This window comes from Candidatus Njordibacter sp. Uisw_058 (assembly GCF_047730065.1).
In the GTDB taxonomy this organism is placed as follows: domain Bacteria; phylum Pseudomonadota; class Gammaproteobacteria; order Pseudomonadales; family Balneatricaceae; genus Njordibacter.
The window spans coordinates 1,377,802-1,397,991 of the sequence record NZ_CP159829.1 but is presented as its reverse complement, the minus strand read 5'-3'; the positions used below and the strand labels follow the sequence as shown (position 1 = coordinate 1,397,991).

The following is a 20,190-nucleotide window of genomic DNA, read 5'->3' as shown; positions in this document are numbered from 1 at the left end:
CCTAAACTCGTTTAATGGGTGATAGATTGACGTCGTATTTTCGACCACACTCGATCACCAAATAAGCCTATACCAGTAGCTGCTGCAATACCGAATCTTTCACCTATGGTCTTTTTGGCCACATATTCGATCAGCAAAACGTCACTTTGCTTTACCGCTTCTTGTAAAACTTCATCTGAAGTACCCACAGCGTCAACTAGGCCTAGTTCAATTGCCTGCTGTCCATACCATACGTCGCCATTAGCCACTTGATCCATGTCTAACTGGGGACGCTGAAGTTTGACCCAGCTTTTAAATAAACCATGGGTTTGCTGTAAGTCTTCAACAAATTTATCACGCCCTTTACGGGTATTCTCACCAATGACAGTGAGACTGCGTTTATGTTCACCAGCCGTTAGCACCTCAACGTCTATGGAGTGTTTCTTTAGCAGCCTGTGAACGTTAGGTACTTCTGCAACTACACCGATAGACCCAACAAGAGCGAAAGGAGCAGCCGTAATGTGGTTGGCCATGCACGCCATCATGTATCCACCACTGGCAGCAACTTGGTCTACACAGATCGTAAGTGGAATTTTTGCACTATTAATTCGCCCTAACTGTGATGCAGCCAAACCATAGGTATGCACCATGCCACCACTAGAATCAAGGCGCAGAATGATTTCGTCAGTGATTTTGGCAACAGAAATAATGGCACTAATTTCATGTCGTAAAAACTCGACAGCACTCGCCTTAATATCACCGTCAAAGTCAATGACAAAGGTGCGCTTCTTCACATTGGCTACTAAATTTTCTTCACTGGCAGCGTCAATACCTTCAGCTTTTGCTTGCTTGGCTTGTTTTTTAGCCTCCGCTTTATCTTGCTTGGTCTGAATCTTATCTGCTTTTTCTTGAGCTTTACGCAGCTGTTTAAATTGAAATTTATCCATCATGGCGTGATCTAATGTATCGGTCATGTCTTCGAACTCTTCGTTAAGATTACGAACCTCAATATGCCCTGCCTTGCTATGTTGTCGACGGTTTTGACCTGCCATCACTAAAATGCCAATCACCACAATGGCTGCAACACAGAAGGTAATCACCTTAGCTAAAAACAGTCCATAATCGTACAAAAAATCTAACACATTAGTCTCCAGTTGCAGTTCTTGGTTTCACCAAGCAATAGGGCTGTATTCTAGTCTAGTCAGCTCTGAAACCACAGCTAAACCTTCACCAAATAGATAATTCAAACGATCGTTTGATTTATTTTTTAAAAACACATAAAATCATTGTATTGAAATCACAAACAAGAGCAATATTATGACAGTTGACCAAATTAAGCAGAAAATGCAATCCGCTTTTGTACCCGAAGAAGCAGACGGATTGAATGCCACTTTTCAATTTTGTATTGCTGACGATGACGATTTCTATATTTCCATTGAAGATAGCAGCTGCAAGGCGATGATGGGTAAGCATGATGATCCCGCAATCACTATGTCCATGGATGCGGAAACACTCTCAGAAATCGTTGCTGGAGAGCTCGACGGCATGGCTGCTTTTATGGGAGGACGTTTACAAGCTGAAGGCGACGTCATGCTGGGTGCACGATTAAGCCAATTATTCGAAATGGGCGAGTAAACACTTAAATTCAAAGCCTTTATCGCAGTCTCTTAATGCGTGTAGGAGAGTTAGTCGTCCTTTTTAGAAACCCCAGCGTAAAATCTAATAATCCTGAGTCGCTATTGAATCTAAGTAATTATCTAACCTAAGTAGTTATCTAACCTAAGTAGTTATCTAACCTAAGTAGTTATCTAACCTAAGTAGTTATCTAACCTAAGTAGTTATCTAACCTAAGTAGCCATCTAACCTGAGTCATCGATAGACAAAAAGACGGCCCCTCCTCAACCCTAATCCTAACCTATACAATTGAAGTCTAAGGCAAGAATTAACCTACCATCATTACCAAAAACATTCGTGACCAGACGCTTGAGCCACTGCTTCAAGCTTTACTTGGTGCGCCGCCAGTTCTTCATCTGTCGCCAAGACCACCTTAAGCTCATAGGCTTGGAGGTCTGTTATTCTTCGCCGATCTAACGCAGTTTCTGACCGATTAGGGGATGTTTCTGACCCCAACATTAAGTCTGTTTGACCTCCAGTCATGCTCAGGTAAACATCCGCTAATATCTCAGAATCTAACAAGGCGCCATGCACCTGTCGATGGGCATTATTAATCCCATACCTGCGGCAAAGAGCGTCTAAGTTATTCTTTTGTCCTGGGTGTTTTTGTCTGGCAAGTTTTAAGGAATCTGTAATTTTACAAATGTCTGCAATTTTTGGATAACTACGCCCAGTCTTTTTGGCCACCAAAGCTAATTCATTATCTAAAAACCCAAGGTCAAAAGGCGCATTATGAATAATTAATTCAGCGTCTCTAATGAACTCAATAAAGGCATCAGCAACGGCTGAAAATAAGGGTTTATCTTGCACAAACTCCTCAGTAATGCCGTGCACTGCCTGGGCTTCCATAGGTATATCTCGTTCAGGATTAACGTATTCATGAAAGCTCTCACCAGTAAGACGCCTGTTAACCATTTCTAAGGCACCCACCTCTATTAAGCGATCACCTTGTTTGGATTCTAAACCAGTTGTTTCCGTATCTAAGACTATTAAGCGCAAAATTTATTCCTGTATGATTTATCTAGTGTGTTCGGCAGCACCTAGGTTAGCTAGGTCATCTGCAATTTCATTTTCAATATGCCCACTATGCCCCTTGACCCAATGCCACTCAACCTCATGGCCCTGCACTGTCTGATCTAGGAGTTGCCAAAGATCAGCATTTTTAACAGGTTTTTTGGCGGCGGTACGCCAATTATTCTTACGCCAATTAACAATCCATTCCGTAATACCTTTGCGCACATATTGGGAGTCAGTCGTCAGATCAACCTTGCATGGCCGTGTCAAAGCCTCGAGTCCTTTAATGGCAGCCATCAGCTCCATACGGTTATTCGTCGTTACTGGCTCGCCACCATACAAGCGTTTCTCTTGCTCTTTAAAACGCATCAGCACACCCCAACCGCCAGGACCTGGATTACCTTTGCATGCGCCATCTGTAAATAGTTCAATGCGATCTGAAGTCAATCAACTGTGCTCCAGTGGTTGTTTATTTTGACTGGGTTGGCGGGTTGCTCCAGCTAAGCCAAAACTGCGTTTTACAATGCTATTGCGCCAATGAGCTTTAAGTATGTGCACCCGTGTCTCTTGTTTTACTGCAGATAGAACATAGCCAGCCCCCAAGGGATTGGAGAAGCAAGATAACCAAGGACTCATCTTCCATTTGGCAGGTGCACAATCATATACAGGCTTAATCTCAAAGTCACCAAAACTGAGCAGTGTTAGCCAGTCCTTAAGTCTGCTGTGAGCGATAAAATTAGCCCGCCAAGGTAGACCACGTTTTAGCCTTAATTGGCGCCACAAACCCCATACGCTGTAGGGATTAAACCCAGTAATTACAACTCGACCTCCGGCATTAACTACCCTAGCAACTTCGCGAAGGGTTTGATGTGGGTTATCACTCATATCCAATACATGCTGAAGTACCACAAGGTCTATAGATTCGCTAGCTAGGGGCAATTGGTGTGGATCCATCACCACATCACCCCCCAAATTAAAATTTGACGTAAGGGCCATGGCATTTTTTATGGGGCTTACTAAATTGGAACTTAATTTGGCATTGAGTCCTAAATAAACACTATAATGGCCAAAAGCTCTGGGCATCAATAACGTTAACTGCTGCTGTTCTTGAGCCATGAATGAGGCCCCTTTTTTACTGGTTAACCATGTGGCAAATTGTTGTTCTTCGAATTGACACGATTGTAAGTGGGTGTTTTTATTCATACCTCATAATAAGCCATTCCTTGCCACCTTGCTTGCGTAATTTGCATCGCACAGCTACTCTTAGGGATAAATACTTAGTTTAAAAAAGACCATACTATGCATGCATTAACTTCAAATCTGATCGTCACACCCCTACCCGCATTTAATGATAACTACATTTGGTGTATCGAAAATGCAGAGGTAGACGGGTTCGTAGTGGTTGACCCCGGTGACTCACAAGTTGTTATTGAGCAGGCTTCAAAGCTACAAAAAAAACTCTCTGCTATATTGGTTACGCACCATCATGCAGACCACACAGGTGGCATTAAGGCTCTCCTTGATCATTTTGGAGACCTTCCCGTATACGGGCCTGCTAACAGTCCTTATGCAGGCATTACTCATAAACTTAAGGAAAATGACTCAGTCAGCATATTTGATGCTCACTTTAGGGTTATGGAAATTCCTGGCCATACCCTAGACCACATTGCCTATTATAATGATCAACAAGGCCTTTTATTTTGTGGAGACACCTTATTCTTAGCAGGTTGTGGACGAGTGTTTGAAGGGTCTCCTTTGCAAATGCATCAGTCACTCAATAAAATTATGGCTTTACCTGCCATGACCATGGCCTATCCAACCCATGAATACAGTGTTGCAAACTTGAAATTTGCCATGGCAGTGGATGGCAACAATGAGGCCCTAAAGTTAGCTCAAACAATGTGCCATGAAATTAGATCTGAGAACCAAGTTACATTGCCCACGCGCTTGGCACAAGAAGCGGCGATTAACCCTTTTTTACGCACTCATGACAAGGCCGTTATTGCCAGTGCAGAAGATTATCAACAACAAACGTTAAAAACCCCCGTAGAGGTCTTTGCCGTTTTAAGACAGTGGAAAAACAACTTTTAGTAGTTATTAGTGCTAAAAAGACAAGTAACTAACCCTAGACTGGGCATTCTATATTGACCTTGGCACCTAGCCTGCTAAAATCAACTGCCTTTCGACATCAAAAATGTGACCTTTGCTTTGAAAACCCTTTTTCTTCAATCATTCTCTCGAATTCCACTTAATGCCATTTTATTAATGCTCGCATTATTTAGCCTTAGCGCTTGTCAAACGGCACAGCTAAAAAGTACTGTCGCTAAGGTGCAAGCCACAGAAACATCAATAGCCACCGCAACACCTGAAGTTGATCACACGAATAATGATTCTGAGACAGCTATGGTAGAAGATATGGCGATCAAATTGGTCGTTGACCCACTACCAGCTAATACAGCAACCAGTGACATGGCTCCCCCAACAGGCGAAGAATCTTATCAGTCTGCTCAAGCTATCGCCCAAAGTATCAGCAAAGATAATTACCTAAATTGGTCTGAACTTGACTCTGAGGCAAGCACTGATGCAGCTGCTAAACTTCTTGCAGAGGCACAGAGAAAACCTAAAAGCGATCCACTTCCAAAGGTAAACGTAATCCCGACGCCTGAAGCTCCCCCAGTTTTTGATCTGTGGCAGCTTACTGTGGCAAATTATGGCTTAGAATTTGTAGACAACAAACGCATTGGTCAACAGTACAACTTCTATAACAAACATCCAGAACTCATGCACCGTGTGACCACTAGAGCGAGTCGGTATTATCACTTTATGTTGCATGCAGCCTTAGATAAGTCTATGCCTGCTGAAATCGCCCTCATCCCTATTATTGAAAGTGGGTTTGATCCCTTTGCCTATTCTTCTGGGCGCGCATCTGGAGCTTGGCAATTTATTCCAGCAACAGGACGGGGTTTTGGCCTCAAACAAAATTGGTGGATTGATGGACGCAGAGATATTGTCGCTTCTACAAATGCGGCCCACAAATATCTATTACAATTACACAAAATGTTTGATGGCGATTGGTTACTCGCAATTGCATCTTATAACGGCGGTCAAGGCACCGTCAGAAAAGCCATAAAACGGAACAAAAAAGCGGGTAAACCAACAGATTTTTGGTCATTGAAGCTGCCTAGAGAAACGATGAATTATGTGCCTAAGTTATTGGCTGTAGCCCGAGTAGTTGCAGAGAATGCTGGCACTAAAACACTTTATAGCATCGACGATGAAGCCTACTTTGAAGCCGTCGATGTCGGGTCACAAATTGATTTGGCTCAAGCTGCCGAAATGGCGAATATTACTACGGACGAAATGTACCGCTTAAATCCGGCCTACAATCAATGGGCAACCGACCCAAAAGGCCCGCACAAACTTCTCATCCCTATTGCTCATATTGAACGCTTTAAAGCTGGCTTATTAGAACTTCCCTCGAGTAAGCGAGTGACTTGGAACCGATATAAAATAGTCTCAGGAGACAGTCTAGGCAAGATTGCTCAGCGCTTTAAAGTCAGTGTAGATTTAATACGCACCATTAATAATATTAACGGTAGTATGATTAGGATGGGTAAAACCCTGATGATTCCTATTGCCAGTAAAGACGCTGCTGCTTACAGCTTAAGTGCTGCTCAGCGGGTGATTAACCGACAAAAACAGATTACGCAAAATCAGGCTAGCCAACGTATCGAATACAAGGTAAAAAGTGGTGATAGCCTATGGAAGATCGCTAAAAAGTACAAAATTAGCATCAAACAAATTGCTAGTTGGAATAAATTGGGAACCCGGTCAGTGCTGCAAATTGGTGACAAGTTAAGCATTTGGCCACGCAGCACCACGACCAAACTAACCAGACCAGGTCGCAAAGTCGTTAAGAAACTAACCTATAAGGTGCGTTCTGGAGATAACCTATCAACCATTGCCCAGCGTTTTAGTGTGACGGTGAAAGACATTAGAAAATGGAATAGACGTCTGAAAAAGTACCTGCAACCAGGCCAGAAGTTAAGCCTCTTTGTGAACGTCACCAAAATTAAAAAATAGCTATAAAAAAACCCGCTTTAGCGGGTTTTTTTATGCCATCTGATCACGTGGTTAAGGCGTGTCCAGAACACATATCAGACTCACTTAGAGCTGGTCGTCAACACCTTGAACATACCAGTCCATACCCAGCAAAGTACCCATATCTACAGTCGTTCCTTCAGGTGCAGCTAAGCTCCCGTCTTGCTTATAAACAGGGCCAGCAAATGGATGCAGTGTACCTGTTTTAATGGCTGCTGCGGTTGCTTCTGCCATGGCTTTAACATCTGCAGGCATATTGATGTATGGGCCCATGAAAACCATGCCAGAATCAATACCACCAAACGTATCAGTGCTCACCCAAGAGTCGTCTAATACTGCTTGTGTGCGTTCAACATAGTAGTCATCCCAGTTATCAATGATAGAGGTTAACAAAGCTTTAGGCGCAAAGGGAGACATGTCTGATGCTTGACCAAAAGCATAGACACCCTGCTCTTCTGCCACTTGGACCGCGGCTGTAGAGTCTGTGTGCTGAGTAATGATATCAGCACCTTGGCTAATCAATACTTTAGCGGCATCAGCTTCCTTGCCTGGGTCGAACCAAGAGTTAGCCCATACAACTTTGAGTTTAAAGTTTGGATTAACTGTTTGAGCACCTAACAGAAACGCATTAATTCCACGCACTACTTCAGGTATTGGGAACGAACCAATGTACCCAGCCACACCTGATTTAGACATCTTGGCAGCAATTTGACCAATGACGTAACGGCCCTCATAAAAGCGCGCGCCGTAAGTCGATACGTTATCACTTCTTTTGTATCCCGTGGCGTGTTCAAATTTAACGTCTGGGAATTTAGCTGCAACGTTCATCGTTGGATCCATATAACCGAATGAAGTGGTGAAAATTAAGCCTGCACCTTGACGTGCTAGTCGCGTAATTGTTCTTTCGGCATCTGGGCCTTCGGGCACATTTTCAACAAACACGGTTTCTACATGATCACCTAAGCGAGCATCAATGGCTTGACGGCCTTGGTCATGCTGATAGGTCCAACCAAAGTCTCCTGGAGGACCAATGTAGATGAAACCAACCTTGAGCTTATCTGCAGCAACGGCAGAAATGGATAGTGCTGAGACCAGCGCAATGCTGGCTGCAGCTGTGAGCAACTTCTTCATACAACTTCTCCTCATCTATTATGATGAATTATTATTAAAATGTTACAGCAATATCGATCTTAAGCCAGGCTTAACGATCGGGTACAAAACCCTGCCCTAAGGAGGCAGGGGTATTGATCAAGGATAAACGCCTATTAGTAGAAATAATAACCAGCGCCAAAATAGTTGCACCGTAGGGTAGTGAAGATAGCAGTTGTGACGGAATATCTACACCCATACCTTGGGCATAAAGCCCCAAAATCCAGACACCACCAAATAAATAGGCTCCAGCGGCTAACCTAGCCGGCAACCAGGTAGAGAATACCACTAATGCCAGTGCAATCCAGCCCCTACCTGCAGTCATGTTTTCTATCCACTGCGGTGTGTATACCAAGGATAAATAGGCCCCGGCAAGACCAGATGTCGCGCCTCCAAAAGCAATGCAAGCGTAACGAACTGCGACTACTCGATAGCCTAAAGCGTGTGCAGATGCATGATTTTGTCCAACAGCCCTTATAATTAAGCCCATACGAGTGTGATTTAATACATAAGCTACGCCAATAGTTAAAGCAATTGAAATGTAAACTAACGGGTCTTGACCAAATACTAATCGACCCACATAAGGCAAATCTGATAACCAAGGGATAGACACATTGGCTAACTTAACCCCTGGCAAACCGACAAACCCACTACCAATTAAACCCGAAAGCCCTAACCCTAGTAACGTAATTGATAAACCCGTCGCAACTTGATTAGTCATTAAAGTTTGCGTTAGCAGGCCAAATAACAAAGAGGTGGCAATGCCTGCAAAGGTAGCTGCAGCAATACCTACCCAAGCTGAATCCGTTAAATGGGCAGCAGCAAAGCCACATACGGCTCCCATCACCATCATACCCTCAATACCAAGGTTCAGGACGCCTGAGCGTTCAACCACCAACTCGCCAATAGCAGCTAATAACAAAGGCGTAGACGCTGTGATAATGGTTAGAAGTATTGCTTCATAAGGGCTCATAATGTGTGACCTGAAATATGTTGATTAGTTTTAGTACTAATCCATTTAAGTCGATATAGAATTAACGTATCGCACATCAAAATAAAGAATAGCAACATGCCCTGAAACATCTGAGTAATCTTGCTAGAAATACCTAACTCGATTTGTATACCTTCACCACCAATATAACTAATGGCTAACAAGATGCCGGCAAAGATGACCCCTAGAGGATTTAAACGTCCCAAAAAGGCCACAATAATTGCCGTAAAACCATAATTTGGAGAAATATGTGGTTGTAACTGGCCGATGGGACCTGCGACTTCGAGTAACCCCGCAAGCCCTGCAAGTCCGCCAGACAGGGCAAAACAGAACCACACCATTTTAGTGTGTGAAAAACCCGCGAAGGCTCCTGCTCTAGGAGCGCTGCCAACCACCTTAATTTCAAAACCTTTCAGGGTGTGGCGCATGATCCAAAATAGTACTAAAGCAGCCACTAGCGAAATCAATAGACCCGCATGCATGCGGCCGTCACCCCACATAGGGAGAAGATGCCAACCTTCAAATGCCACCGACTTTGGAAAGTTATACCCTTGAGGGTCTTTCCAAGGGCCGCGTACCACCCAATCTAATAATAACTGTGCTATATAAACTAGCATCAAACTTGTCAGAATTTCATTAACCCCAAAACGAGTCTTTAACCAAGCAGGAATCAAACCAAACAGTGCCCCACCGAATGCCCCTAGGCATAGCATCGATAAAAGTGCTAACGGCGACTGCCATTCACCCCACAACACGGGAACCATAGCCCCCATAAGGGCACCAACAGTGAGTTGCCCCTCAGCACCGATGTTCCAAACATTAGCCTTAAAACAAACAGCTAAACCCACACCAATCAGCACCAGTGGCCCAGCTTTAACCAACACCTCCTCAATAGACCACCAACTAGTCAAGGGATCTATAAAATAGAGGTACAAAGCCGTCAGTGGAGGCTTGCCCATGATTGCAAAAATTAGCCCTCCCATAATTACAGTGAGGAAGATCGCCAGTATAGGCGACCATAAGTTCATGATGCCTGCGGCCTGTGCGCGTTTTTCTAAAATTAACTGCATGTTAAGCTCCACTTGCTCGGTCAGTCTGCTCATGAGATCCTGCCATCATCAAACCTATCTGCTCGCGCGAAAGATCCTCTGCTGCATAGGTGGATGACAGCTGTCCCCGAGACATTACGGCAATGCTATCGGCTAACTCAAAAATTTCATCAAGGTCTTGGCTGATAATCAAAATGGCACTACCTTGACGAGATAAATCAATGACAGCTTGACGAATAAGAGCTGCTGCACCCGCATCCACTCCCCAAGTGGGTTGGTTAATCACTAAAACTTTGGGTTTACGGTTAAGTTCACGCCCGACTACAAACTTCTGCAGATTACCCCCAGATAAAGAGCCTGCAGTTGCGTCTTGAGTCGACTTACGCACGTCATACTCAGCACTGATGGTCTCATTTAATTGCATTAACTGCTGTCGATCTATGCCCAACCAGCCAAGGTTTAATGAGGATTCAGTGTCATTACAAGCATGACGAGAAAGTAAAATATTTTCAGTTAAGCTTAAGTGCTCTACAGCGCCATGCCCCATGCGTTCTTCAGCTACAAAAGCTGCTCCCAAGCGACGCCTTTGATTAATATTGAGGCCGTCACTCACCTGCCCTAACAAAGCTATATAATCTTTACTAGGGTTACATTCTTCACCTGAAATGACGCTGAATAATTCACTTTGACCATTGCCTGCAACACCAGCAATGGCGAGTATTTCGCCACTTTTAACCTCTAGGCTGACATTGACTAGATCAACTCCAAAAGGTGTAGATGAAACTTGTTTGAGTAGAGACAGTGACAATAATACATCGCCCATTTGACCATTGGCATCACGGCTAACTTGATGCACACTCGCCCCTACCATCAATTGGGCCAGTGTAGCCGCAGTTTCCAATTGGGGATCAACTTGTGCAACCAGTTTTCCATGACGCAAAATAGTAGCATCGTGGCAAATTTGTTTAACTTCTTCTAGTCGGTGGGAGATGTACAGCACCGCACATCCTTCTTTAACTAAACGACGTAGGGTTGAAAATAAACCTTGGGCCTCTTGTGGGGTAAGTACCGCGGTCGGCTCATCCATAATTAATAACTTAGGTTGTTGCAACAAACAACGCACAATTTCAATGCGTTGCCGCTCACCCACAGACAAGTCAGCGACTAAAGCATCGGGGTTAAGCGGCAGGCCATAGTCTTGTGACAAACTAGCTATGCGTTGACTCAAATCACCTTGTCGTAGAGATTTAGGCAGAGCAAGGCTTATATTTTCTGCCACAGTGAGGGCTTCGAACAACGAAAAGTGCTGGAACACCATGCCGATGCCCAATTCTCTAGCGTGAGCTGGGCTTGTAATTGAAACTGGTTTCCCTTGCCAATAAATACGACCCGCTGTGGGCTGCAAAGCGCCATACATCATCTTAACTAAGGTCGATTTCCCAGCTCCATTTTCACCTAACAAAGCGTGAACTTTGCCTGTTTCTATGGCTAGGTTGACCGTATCATTGGCATAAAAGTCGCCAAACTTTTTACTAATATCTTTAACCTGTAACAACACAGGTAATGCATTATTATTCGACTTGTTGAGCATGAAACCTCAGCACTTAAAGTAATACTAAAAACCATTATAACGATATAATATTTGGCGTCAAAAAAACTGACTAATTAGCCAGCTTTTCAAACTTATGAGTGGTCATCGATACCTTTTCAAACACTATAAACTTCAAAGTCTTTGAAGTATTTATGCTCACTCAACTCTGCTGGCGCAACAACAGCCTCTGAGGGGTGTTTGTCTTTTAAATAGGTTGCTGCCACATTTTTTAAAGACTCTAATGTCACTGCCAACAGCGCTAGTCTGAAAGCTTGGCGAACCTCTGCATGGCGACCATGCAGTTGGTTTTGATACGCCTGTAACGCTTCTCCAGCAGGTGAACCTGGTTTATCAAGACTACCAATAACCCCAAGCACAGCTTCTTCAAGATGCTGAGGGAGCAGTTGGTTTGATAGCACCCAGTCGACTGAGGCACTAAAATCATTAAAGGTCTCTTCACTGCGCGGGTCACGATAGGAATAAAAGCGGAAACAAGCATTATTATTATCCTGTCCTGCTCCCCCACCATAAGCGCCACCTTGTTCACGCACGGCACGATGAAGATAACCATTACGCAGCACCTCACCCAGCACTACGAGAGAAGCGGCATCTGGATGGGCACTCGATACAGTGGGGAAAGACCTAGCGCAATAATTAACTTGCGTATTAGTGGTCCATAACTGTTGTACTGGTTGATAATTAGCTTGGGTATGCACTTTATTAAAGGCCCATTGTACTTCACCTTTTAATACCCCCACTTGCTCAGAAAACGCTGAAGTAAACGTAGATTCAATGTGCGATTGCTGTAGCTTTTCACCTACACTTGCCAATTGCAATGGCTGTTTGCCTAGCTGTTCTTGAAGTGCTGTCAGTTGTTGGCACAAGTCTGACAAACATTTTTCGTCCTTTAAACTATCGTCAAGTTGTTGCAGCCAGATCAGACCTTGTAGACCGCTTACATTAAATGCAAGGTTTGCACCAGCGCTCATATTCCGACTGGCAGCTCCCAGTGCAAAACTATGCCCAGATTGCCCCACACTTTGTTGACGGCGCGAACGAAGTTGTCCCACCAGTTCTTTCACTCGCTGTTTTTCATCAAAGCGTACCGATAATAAGGTGTCCTTTAACAAATCGACAATCGCTGTTTGTTGGCTGACTAAGCCTTTGGTACTGAGGACAAAATAAGCCTTTAGTTGATCAGCATCAGTGGCTTGTCCGCGGTACGAAAGATATGCCGAAAGGCTACCACAGACTGCTGCTTGCTTCGCTTGAACGGCTAGATAGTCCTGCTCCCCAATGCCTAACTCAGTCATTAGCTGAGCTAATAAGTTGAGATAAGGTAGCTGACTCACATTCAGTTGGGGCCAATCAATCACAAGTTGGTGGTATACCAAACCATTGGTGCCTGCACCATAGAACTCCCAACCGAGGTCTTTATTTGACATGGTAGGCTCAGCAATGAATTGAGTGGCTGGGATATCTTGGCGGGTGACTTCTGGTAAAATTGAAGCGTCATCTTCTTGTGACTGTCGCTCTAATAAAGCGGCAGTTTGGTCGACCACTGACTGGCGTTGCTCATCATTCATGGACTTAAGCATAATATCTAGACGTTGCTTTTCTGAGTCATCTCTTCGCTTTGACATGTGCTCATCGGGCGCCAGTGTCAGCCGCACTTGGTGGCCATTATTCAAAAGTAAATCTTGTATTAAAGCGGGAATAAAGTTGCGATCCTTAATGTCTTCAGCCAGTTGTGTTAATGCCGGATCTAAATTAAGTGCAGCTAGAGCATCACCACCATGAATGGCGGCTGGTAATGCGCTCAATATTAACTGCATTCCGAATGGGTAGCCATCTCCACCAATTTCTCGCTGGCCCAATTCCAGTTGATGCAGAGCCGCTTCAATTTCACTTTGGGGCACCCCTTCAAGCGCCACTTTTTTAAGGCAATCAAGCACTAAGGTCTCGAACTGATCTGCGTCTGTGACATCGGCGCCTTCGAGTCCGCATACAAACGTCATTTCTTTATTCGAATCTTCTAAGCCACACAACTGAGAAGGTCCGGTACCAATGCCACACGTTTCTAATTCTCGTCTTAGTGGCGAAGCACTGTTATCGAGTAATACACGCGCCAAAAGATTAGCCCGCATCTGTTGGGCTAAATCTGTGCTGTGACCCAGTAACCAACCAAGAACTAAGTGACTCTTAGCTTGCTTGTCATTAGCTTCTGCAGGATAACTTTCCTGCACTTTGATGGGGCTGAAATAGCGTTTTTCATCAGCCACAAACAAGTCAATTTTTTGAGCTGAAAAACGATGTAATGCATGTTCTTCGAAAGATTTTTGATGGGTTGCTGCCGAAATATCACCACTGGTCATGAAAATAGCATTTGATGGATGATAGTGACGCTTATAAAAGGCTAATAGCTGTTCATGAGATAAATTGGGTATATCTGAGGGATCACCGCCACTGTTAAAATGATAAGTCGTACTAGGGAAGAGGTACTTACTTAAGGTATCCCAAAGTTGACTTACGGGAGAACTCATCGCCCCTTTCATTTCGTTAAAGACTACACCCTTAAAGGTGAGGCTTTTTTGTCCTTTGTCATCGTCTGTGAACTCTACGCGGTGACCTTCTTGGGCAAAATCTAGTGCATCAAGACGGGCAAAAAATACGGCATCTAAATAAACCTCCAAGAGGTTATTAAAATCTTTTTTATTCTGACTAGCAAATGGATATGCGGTCCAATCGCTGCTCGTAAAGGCATTCATGAAGGTATTCAAGGAACGCCTAATCATCATAAAAAAAGGATCCCTCACAGGAAATTTTTCACTACCACACAGAGCCGTATGCTCTAACACATGAGCCACACCTGTGGAGTCTTGAGGCATGGTTTTTAGGGCCACTAAAAATACATTTTCAGTCTGTTGGCTTGCCAAATGAATGTGCATTGCCCCAGTAGCAATATGTTCATACTGCTGAATACTAATATTTAACGAATCAATTGTTTGCTGACGCAAAAATCTAAATGCAGGGTGCGATTGTGGTGCTGCGGACATATTCATACCAATTAATAGATTCAAAAAACACCATCGGTAAAGACCAATGGATGTAATAAAAAGACCTAAAAGCTAAGTCACTTTTAGCGTCACATTCGGTGTATAAAAACTAAGTAAAAGAGATTGTAGGCAAAGTCACCTGCAAGGCCAACAAGAATGCACTTTCATCGAAGGGTTTACTTAAATAATAATCAGCCCCTGCTTCGAGACCGTTTCTGCGATCGATATCACTAGCTTTGGCAGTTTGCATAATAATCGGTAAGTCTACATTTTTAGTGTTGGCAGTGCGCACATGTTTTAGTACTTCTAGACCACTAATCCCAGAAAGCATCCAGTCTAAGAACATCACGTCAAACTGATAGTCTTGGCTATTAAGCACCTTGATAGCTGATTCTCCATCCACCACAGTCATCACAGCCAAGCCTGCGGCCTCTAAGTAATCACTGAGTATCTCCAAATTAATTTCATCATCGTCAACAATTAGGGCTGAATACACTTTGTTTTCGAAGTCTGTCATTTGGCTCACTAGGGCAATAATCTCAAAATTTTCCAAACCAGTAATGTTCTACTGGTCGGCCTATAAACTTGAGTATAATTTGAAACTCGTTGCTAGAAAAGTATTCTTTAAAAGAAACTTTAATTAGCCTATTAAATGCCCATTGCATAGCGAATAACTTGTTTTTTAATGAGTGGAATTCTGGCTGATGAAAGAGCCAAGTTACGCAGCCACTTAGCTTTTGAATTAGTGTTACTAAATCCATGATGAAAAGCATCCATGCTATGCAACATTAAGCCATTGGCTAACTTTCGTTGTTTTTGATAGCGGCTAAGCACCTCCTTAGCGGACCAGTTTTCTCCTTTATTGTGGGCCAGGGTCAGTACATTGGCCAAACTGGCAACATCTTGGAAGCCTAAATTAACACCCTGTCCAGCTAATGGGTTAATCACATGTGCAGCATCGCCAACTAACACCATACCCTCGTCATAATAACTCTGAGCATGTTGCTTTTGTAACCCAAAAGAGGCCTTAGCAGTCACCTCAATATGCCCCAACTGAGGTGGGAAGTGGGTCATAATCTCAGTGGATAAATCTTCATGAGACAAGTTTGAAAGTGCTCTGGCTCGATCGGCTTGATGATACCAAACTACCGAACCATGCTGCCCAAGCAGGGGTAAAAAAGCCTGTGGACCTGTATTTACAAACCGTTGCCAAGTAATATCTTGTTGACCTAGCTGGGTATTCACAGAAGCTACTAAACACGCTTGCTGATATTGACCCCGGTTAACCCCCACCCCAAAAGCCTCTCTGACCTTAGACTGAGCACCATCTGCTCCCACCACTAAGCGCGCTGAAAGATGTTGTCCATTATCAAGCACGACGTTTGTGACATCACCATGGCGATTAAACCTTATTGGGGAGGCTGGACAAATCACTGCCACATTTTCATGACTCTCCAAGGCCTGCCAAAGACTTAACTGCACTAAGCGGTTTTCAACGATGTGCCCAAGTTCCAGCATTCCAACCTGGTTGGCATTAAACATTAAATCACCAAAACCATCCATTTCCCAAACGCGCATGCGCTTATAGGGGCATAGCCGCATCCCTTGGAGAATATCCCATGCTGAGGACTGCTGCATGATTTGTGCACTTTTAGGACTTAAAGCACAAACCTTTAGATCAAACTTTTGACTCAAATCATAATCAGTCGGCGTTTGACCTTCAACCAACGCAATAGAGAATCCATGGGGTGCTAACTGATTAGCCAAAGCAGCCCCAATCATACCCCCGCCACATATTACAATGTCATAATTACATTTCACTTTTAATCGCCTATTGCCTATTCAATTAATGACTCAGTTTAATTTATCCTTGCCTGACAAAATAACTTCCCTTCCTCTTCCACTTATGGTCTATTAAATGCAAGACCTAAAAATAATTATATAATTATCTGCAGTCTTAAAAGAGTTAGTCTAACGATTAACAACTCAATTCACATCGCTATCTAATGCAAGAGGAACCAAGGCCTATTTATAAACCATTTAACGCTCTCTAAGAAGGAATCGATTATGCAAATGAACATTACTGCTCGCCACGATACCAAAGCTTCCGACGCTATAAAACAACGTATTATGGCGAAGCTACAAAAAAATGAAAGCCACTTCGATCACATCACCAACATACAGGTCACTTTAGACAAAGAAGGCAGCCTAGACCTTGCTGAAGCCACCCTCCACCTAGACACAGGCCAAGAAATATTCGCTAAAGCTAAAGGCGAAAATATGTTCAGTGCCATCGATTCTTTGAGTTCCAAACTAGAGAGTCAGTTACAAAAAGCTAAATCTAAAACGAACACTCGCAAAGGCATCGATAAGATTATGCGGGTTATGGGTGAAGACCCAGAAGAACCGAATGAGGAAGTCGCATAGCGACTCAAGATAAGTCGACTATTCTACCTGTTCAGCAAACGTGGTGTAGGTTTCATAATCATTGATGCCCAAAGCTGCAGCAGAACACAACGCCATTGGATCTTCAGCTAGATCCTTTGGCACCACCACCAAACCATCACTAAAAGATACCACTTGTAGACCCACCTTGTGGCAATGCGCAAAAACCTTTTCCAGTGCATGTACCACTTGTTCTTGGTCCTTGAGCAAACGTTCTCTTGGAACTTCATCATGAGCTGGGGGTTTGTATTTAAACTGTTTTAATACCTGCTTTTGATCATCCATCATTAACAAAAGAATATCACCCCAACGCCATTGTTCTAATAAGCGTTTACAAAACAAAAACTGCCCGACATTATCGCAATGCACTCGGTCACCTGAACGCAATTGACGTAACTCATCGTGCACCTGTTGCTGCGCGGTCGTACTGGTGATTTCTATATGCATTGGAGCGTCTTTATTGATCTCAAGAGTCACTAGTTTAGCAAACCTTGCAGGCGTTGGACATTTTTAGAAATTAACCTAAAAAACTGGTCAGTTCTGATTGAAACTCCGCTGAAGAAGGGCCAAACTTAGTCGTTAAAGGAACAGTAGCCTGCTGATCCAAAAGGTAGAGTGTCAATTTTATAACCACAAGACTACACAGGAGTTATACAGTGGAACGTGAATCGATGGAGTTTGATGTTGTTATCGTTGGTGCGGGTCCGTCTGGACTTGCTACCGCATGTAAACTACTGCAATTGGCTCAAGCAGAAGAACACGAATTGAGTGTGTGTGTGGTTGAAAAAGGTTCTGAAGTGGGAGCACATATTTTATCTGGTGCAGTACTAGAACCTACCGCCCTTAACGAGCTTTTTCCAGATTGGAAATCTATGGGTGCTCCCATAACGACAGCAGTGGTTAAGGATGAGATGCATATTCTTACGAGCCAAAAAAATAGCTTTTTACTGCCTAGTTTTGCCATACCCAAGCCGATGCATAATGAGGGTAACTATATTGTTAGCTTAGGCAATGTATGCCGTTGGTTAGGGGAACAAGCAGAAAGTTTAGGTGCAGAAATATTCCCTGGCTTTGCAGCCTCTGAAGTACTTTATCACCCTGATGGTAGTGTCAAAGGCATTGCTACAGGTGACATGGGCGTGAGCGCCTCTGGCGAACAAAAAGACAGTTATATGCAAGGTATGGAACTGCACGCAAAATATACCGTTTTCTCGGAAGGTTGTCGGGGTCACTTAGGCAAACAACTTATAGAGAAGTTTGATCTTGATGCCAACACCACCAGTCAGCACTATGGTATCGGCATCAAAGAATTGTGGGACATTGACCCCAGCAAGCATCAACCAGGCTTGGTTGTTCATGGCTCGGGCTGGCCCTTGAGTAACGGTACCAATGGTGGTTTCTTCTTGTACCATGGAGATAACAAGCAAGTTACAGTCGGACTCATAATTGATTTAAGCTACGACAACCCCCACCTAAGCCCATTTGATGAATTTCAGAGGCTCAAACATCACCCAGTACTTAAGCGACACTTAGAAGGCGGTACACGGGTATCTTATGGCGCTCGTGCAGTAGAAAAAGGGGGACTTTTTGCTTTGCCAAAGATGAGTCTGCCAGGGGCTTTATTAATTGGTTGTGATGCTGGCACCATGAATTTTTCTAAAATCAAAGGCAGTCACACAGCCATGAAATCTGGCATGTTAGCCGCTGAGACTCTATTTGAAGCCCTTGCTAATGGTGATGAAGGTAAGCAAGATTTGCAGGTATATGGCGATAAATTCAAGCAGTCTTGGTTACATGAAGAGCTCTACAAAGCACGAAACTTTGGTGCCGCTATGCATAAGTTTGGCATGTGGTTAGGGGGAGCCTTCAACTGGATAGAACAAAATATATTTGCGGGCAAACTGCCCATAAATTTGAAAGATAACATACCAGACCACGCCCAATTAAAACCAGCCGCACAGATGCCTAAAATAGATTACCCCAAGCCTGATGGTTTGATCAGTTTTGACAAGCTATCTTCTGTCTTTATTTCTGGTACCAACCATGAAGAGAATCAGCCCTGCCACCTGACTTTAAAAGATGCTAGTTTACCCTTAGGTATCAATTTAAGCATGTGGGACGAACCTGCCCAAAGGTACTGCCCTGCTGGGGTGTATGAGGTTTTAGAGGATGATAAGGGTGAAAAAATCTTTCAAATAAATAGTCAAAACTGTGTCCACTGTAAAACCTGCGATATTAAAGACCCCAGTCAAAATATAACTTGGGTGGTACCAGAAGGTGCAGGTGGGCCAAACTATCCCAACATGTAGTTTAAAGGGTAGTTTGGAGTCACTAAAATTCTATGATAGTGTAAGCCAAAGAACGCATTGAACGCATTTTATTGGAACCCATCTCATGCTCCGCAGTGAATTCCATCTGAAGTTTGGTAGTGATAATCCTATCGTCTTACCTGTGATTCATGTTTTAGATCATGACCAAGCATACCGTAATATCGTCATCGCTAAGCTTGGGGGTTGCCCCGGTGTATTTTTGATTAACCATGATTTTGAGAAAGAAAAACTACTTCCCATTATTAAGAGTATACGGGCTGAATTTCCTGATTATTGGATTGGCATCAATTTTCTTGCCGTCACTGGTGAATTCGCCTTTCCAATTTTAGGCGCCCTTCAAACAGAGGGTATTCGTGTAGATGGGTATTGGGCTGATGACGCTTGTATTGACGAGCGACGACCAGTACATGAACAAATAGATGCAGCAAGAATTAATGATGTGCGTCAGAATAGTGGTTGGAAAGGTTTGTATATTGGTGGTACCGCCTTTAAAAAACAACGTGAAGTGAGTCCATCTGATTACGCTTACAGTGCCCAACTTGCTGCCCAACATATGGATATAGTGGTCACCTCTGGTGTGGCTACAGGCCAAGCCGCCGATGTTGAAAAAATTAAAACTTTTCGCGAAAATTGTGGCCATACGAGTCTTGCCATTGCATCAGGAATTACTCCAGAAAATGCAGCAGAATACAAAAATAATGTGGATTTATTCATGGTCGCTACTGGCATTAATATAGAGGGTGACTTTTACAATATTGATGCCAATAAATTAAAAAAATTAATGTTTGCCATAAAACATTGAGGGGAAGCA

At 43.5% G+C, this 20,190-nt stretch carries 18 protein-coding genes; 6 read left to right on the top strand and 12 right to left on the bottom strand.

Annotated elements, in window-relative coordinates; genetic code table 11:
* Positions 1-11 precede the first annotated feature (11 nt).
* Complete coding sequence (gene sohB, locus ABXT59_RS06490) at positions 12-1,121, bottom strand: protease SohB (protein WP_443638387.1); 1,110 nt, start codon at positions 1,119-1,121, stop codon at positions 12-14.
* Between the two features lie 175 nt (positions 1,122-1,296).
* Here sohB and ABXT59_RS06485 point away from each other — a divergent pair, with 175 nt between their 5' ends.
* Positions 1,297-1,614 (top strand): SCP2 sterol-binding domain-containing protein, encoded by a 318-nt coding sequence (locus ABXT59_RS06485; protein ID WP_443638386.1) that lies wholly within the window; start codon positions 1,297-1,299, stop codon positions 1,612-1,614.
* A 321-nt stretch (positions 1,615-1,935) separates the two neighbouring features.
* On the opposite strand, the gene dnaQ is transcribed toward ABXT59_RS06485, so the two are convergent.
* From dnaQ to ABXT59_RS06470, 3 genes are read right to left on the bottom strand one after another with little or no spacing between them, the layout of a single operon-like run.
* Complete coding sequence (gene dnaQ / locus ABXT59_RS06480; protein WP_443638385.1) at positions 1,936-2,652, bottom strand: DNA polymerase III subunit epsilon; 717 nt, start codon at positions 2,650-2,652, stop codon at positions 1,936-1,938.
* Between the two features lie 18 nt (positions 2,653-2,670).
* Positions 2,671-3,114 (bottom strand): ribonuclease HI, encoded by a 444-nt coding sequence (gene rnhA, locus ABXT59_RS06475; RefSeq protein ID WP_443638384.1) that lies wholly within the window; start codon positions 3,112-3,114, stop codon positions 2,671-2,673.
* On the bottom strand, positions 3,115-3,783 hold the full coding sequence (locus ABXT59_RS06470; RefSeq protein ID WP_443638383.1) for a class I SAM-dependent methyltransferase: 669 nt from the start codon (positions 3,781-3,783) through the stop codon (positions 3,115-3,117).
* Between the two features lie 183 nt (positions 3,784-3,966).
* Here ABXT59_RS06470 and gloB point away from each other — a divergent pair, with 183 nt between their 5' ends.
* Positions 3,967-4,758, top strand: a complete 792-nt coding sequence (gene gloB, locus ABXT59_RS06465) for a hydroxyacylglutathione hydrolase (RefSeq protein ID WP_443638382.1) — start codon at positions 3,967-3,969, stop codon at positions 4,756-4,758.
* A gap of 174 nt (positions 4,759-4,932) precedes the next feature.
* Positions 4,933-6,750: a LysM peptidoglycan-binding domain-containing protein gene (locus ABXT59_RS06460; protein ID WP_443638381.1), complete on the top strand. Its 1,818-nt coding sequence runs from the start codon at positions 4,933-4,935 to the stop codon at positions 6,748-6,750.
* Between the two features lie 84 nt (positions 6,751-6,834).
* Here the strand turns inward: ABXT59_RS06460 and ABXT59_RS06455 are convergent, their stop codons facing one another.
* The 7 genes from ABXT59_RS06455 to ABXT59_RS06425 all read right to left on the bottom strand — a co-directional run bounded on the left by ABXT59_RS06455 (position 6,835) and on the right by ABXT59_RS06425 (position 16,425).
* Positions 6,835-7,899: a BMP family ABC transporter substrate-binding protein gene (locus ABXT59_RS06455; RefSeq protein ID WP_443638380.1), complete on the bottom strand. Its 1,065-nt coding sequence runs from the start codon at positions 7,897-7,899 to the stop codon at positions 6,835-6,837.
* Between the two features lie 70 nt (positions 7,900-7,969).
* Positions 7,970-8,890: an ABC transporter permease gene (locus ABXT59_RS06450; RefSeq protein ID WP_443638379.1), complete on the bottom strand. Its 921-nt coding sequence runs from the start codon at positions 8,888-8,890 to the stop codon at positions 7,970-7,972.
* On the bottom strand, positions 8,887-10,011 hold the full coding sequence (locus tag ABXT59_RS06445; protein ID WP_443638378.1) for an ABC transporter permease: 1,125 nt from the start codon (positions 10,009-10,011) through the stop codon (positions 8,887-8,889). Before ABXT59_RS06445 ends, ABXT59_RS06450 begins: the two co-directional genes overlap by 4 nt.
* A complete protein-coding gene (locus tag ABXT59_RS06440) occupies positions 9,980-11,548 on the bottom strand; it encodes an ABC transporter ATP-binding protein (RefSeq protein WP_443638377.1) in 1,569 nt (522 codons plus the stop codon). The genes ABXT59_RS06445 and ABXT59_RS06440 overlap by 32 nt, the downstream gene beginning before the upstream one ends.
* A 116-nt stretch (positions 11,549-11,664) precedes the next feature.
* Positions 11,665-14,604, bottom strand: a complete 2,940-nt coding sequence (locus ABXT59_RS06435) for an insulinase family protein (RefSeq protein ID WP_443638376.1) — start codon at positions 14,602-14,604, stop codon at positions 11,665-11,667.
* Between the two features lie 109 nt (positions 14,605-14,713).
* Positions 14,714-15,121, bottom strand: coding sequence for a response regulator transcription factor (locus tag ABXT59_RS06430; RefSeq protein ID WP_443638375.1), 408 nt, complete (start codon positions 15,119-15,121; stop codon positions 14,714-14,716).
* A gap of 131 nt (positions 15,122-15,252) precedes the next feature.
* Positions 15,253-16,425, bottom strand: a complete 1,173-nt coding sequence (locus tag ABXT59_RS06425; protein WP_443638374.1) for an FAD-dependent monooxygenase — start codon at positions 16,423-16,425, stop codon at positions 15,253-15,255.
* 246 nt (positions 16,426-16,671) lie between these two features.
* On the opposite strand from ABXT59_RS06425, the gene hpf reads away from it, so the two are divergent.
* Positions 16,672-17,031, top strand: coding sequence for a ribosome hibernation-promoting factor, HPF/YfiA family (gene hpf / locus ABXT59_RS06420; protein WP_443638373.1), 360 nt, complete (start codon positions 16,672-16,674; stop codon positions 17,029-17,031).
* An 18-nt stretch (positions 17,032-17,049) separates the two neighbouring features.
* On the opposite strand, the gene ABXT59_RS06415 is transcribed toward hpf, so the two are convergent.
* Positions 17,050-17,496, bottom strand: coding sequence for a hypothetical protein (locus tag ABXT59_RS06415; protein WP_443638372.1), 447 nt, complete (start codon positions 17,494-17,496; stop codon positions 17,050-17,052).
* A gap of 224 nt (positions 17,497-17,720) precedes the next feature.
* Between ABXT59_RS06415 and ABXT59_RS06410 the strand changes: the two genes are divergently transcribed.
* Together ABXT59_RS06410 and ABXT59_RS06405 are read left to right on the top strand one after the other, a co-directional pair.
* Positions 17,721-19,358 (top strand): electron transfer flavoprotein-ubiquinone oxidoreductase, encoded by a 1,638-nt coding sequence (locus tag ABXT59_RS06410; RefSeq protein ID WP_443638571.1) that lies wholly within the window; start codon positions 17,721-17,723, stop codon positions 19,356-19,358.
* An 85-nt stretch (positions 19,359-19,443) separates the two neighbouring features.
* Positions 19,444-20,181: a BtpA/SgcQ family protein gene (locus tag ABXT59_RS06405; RefSeq protein WP_443638371.1), complete on the top strand. Its 738-nt coding sequence runs from the start codon at positions 19,444-19,446 to the stop codon at positions 20,179-20,181.
* Positions 20,182-20,190 lie beyond the last annotated feature (9 nt).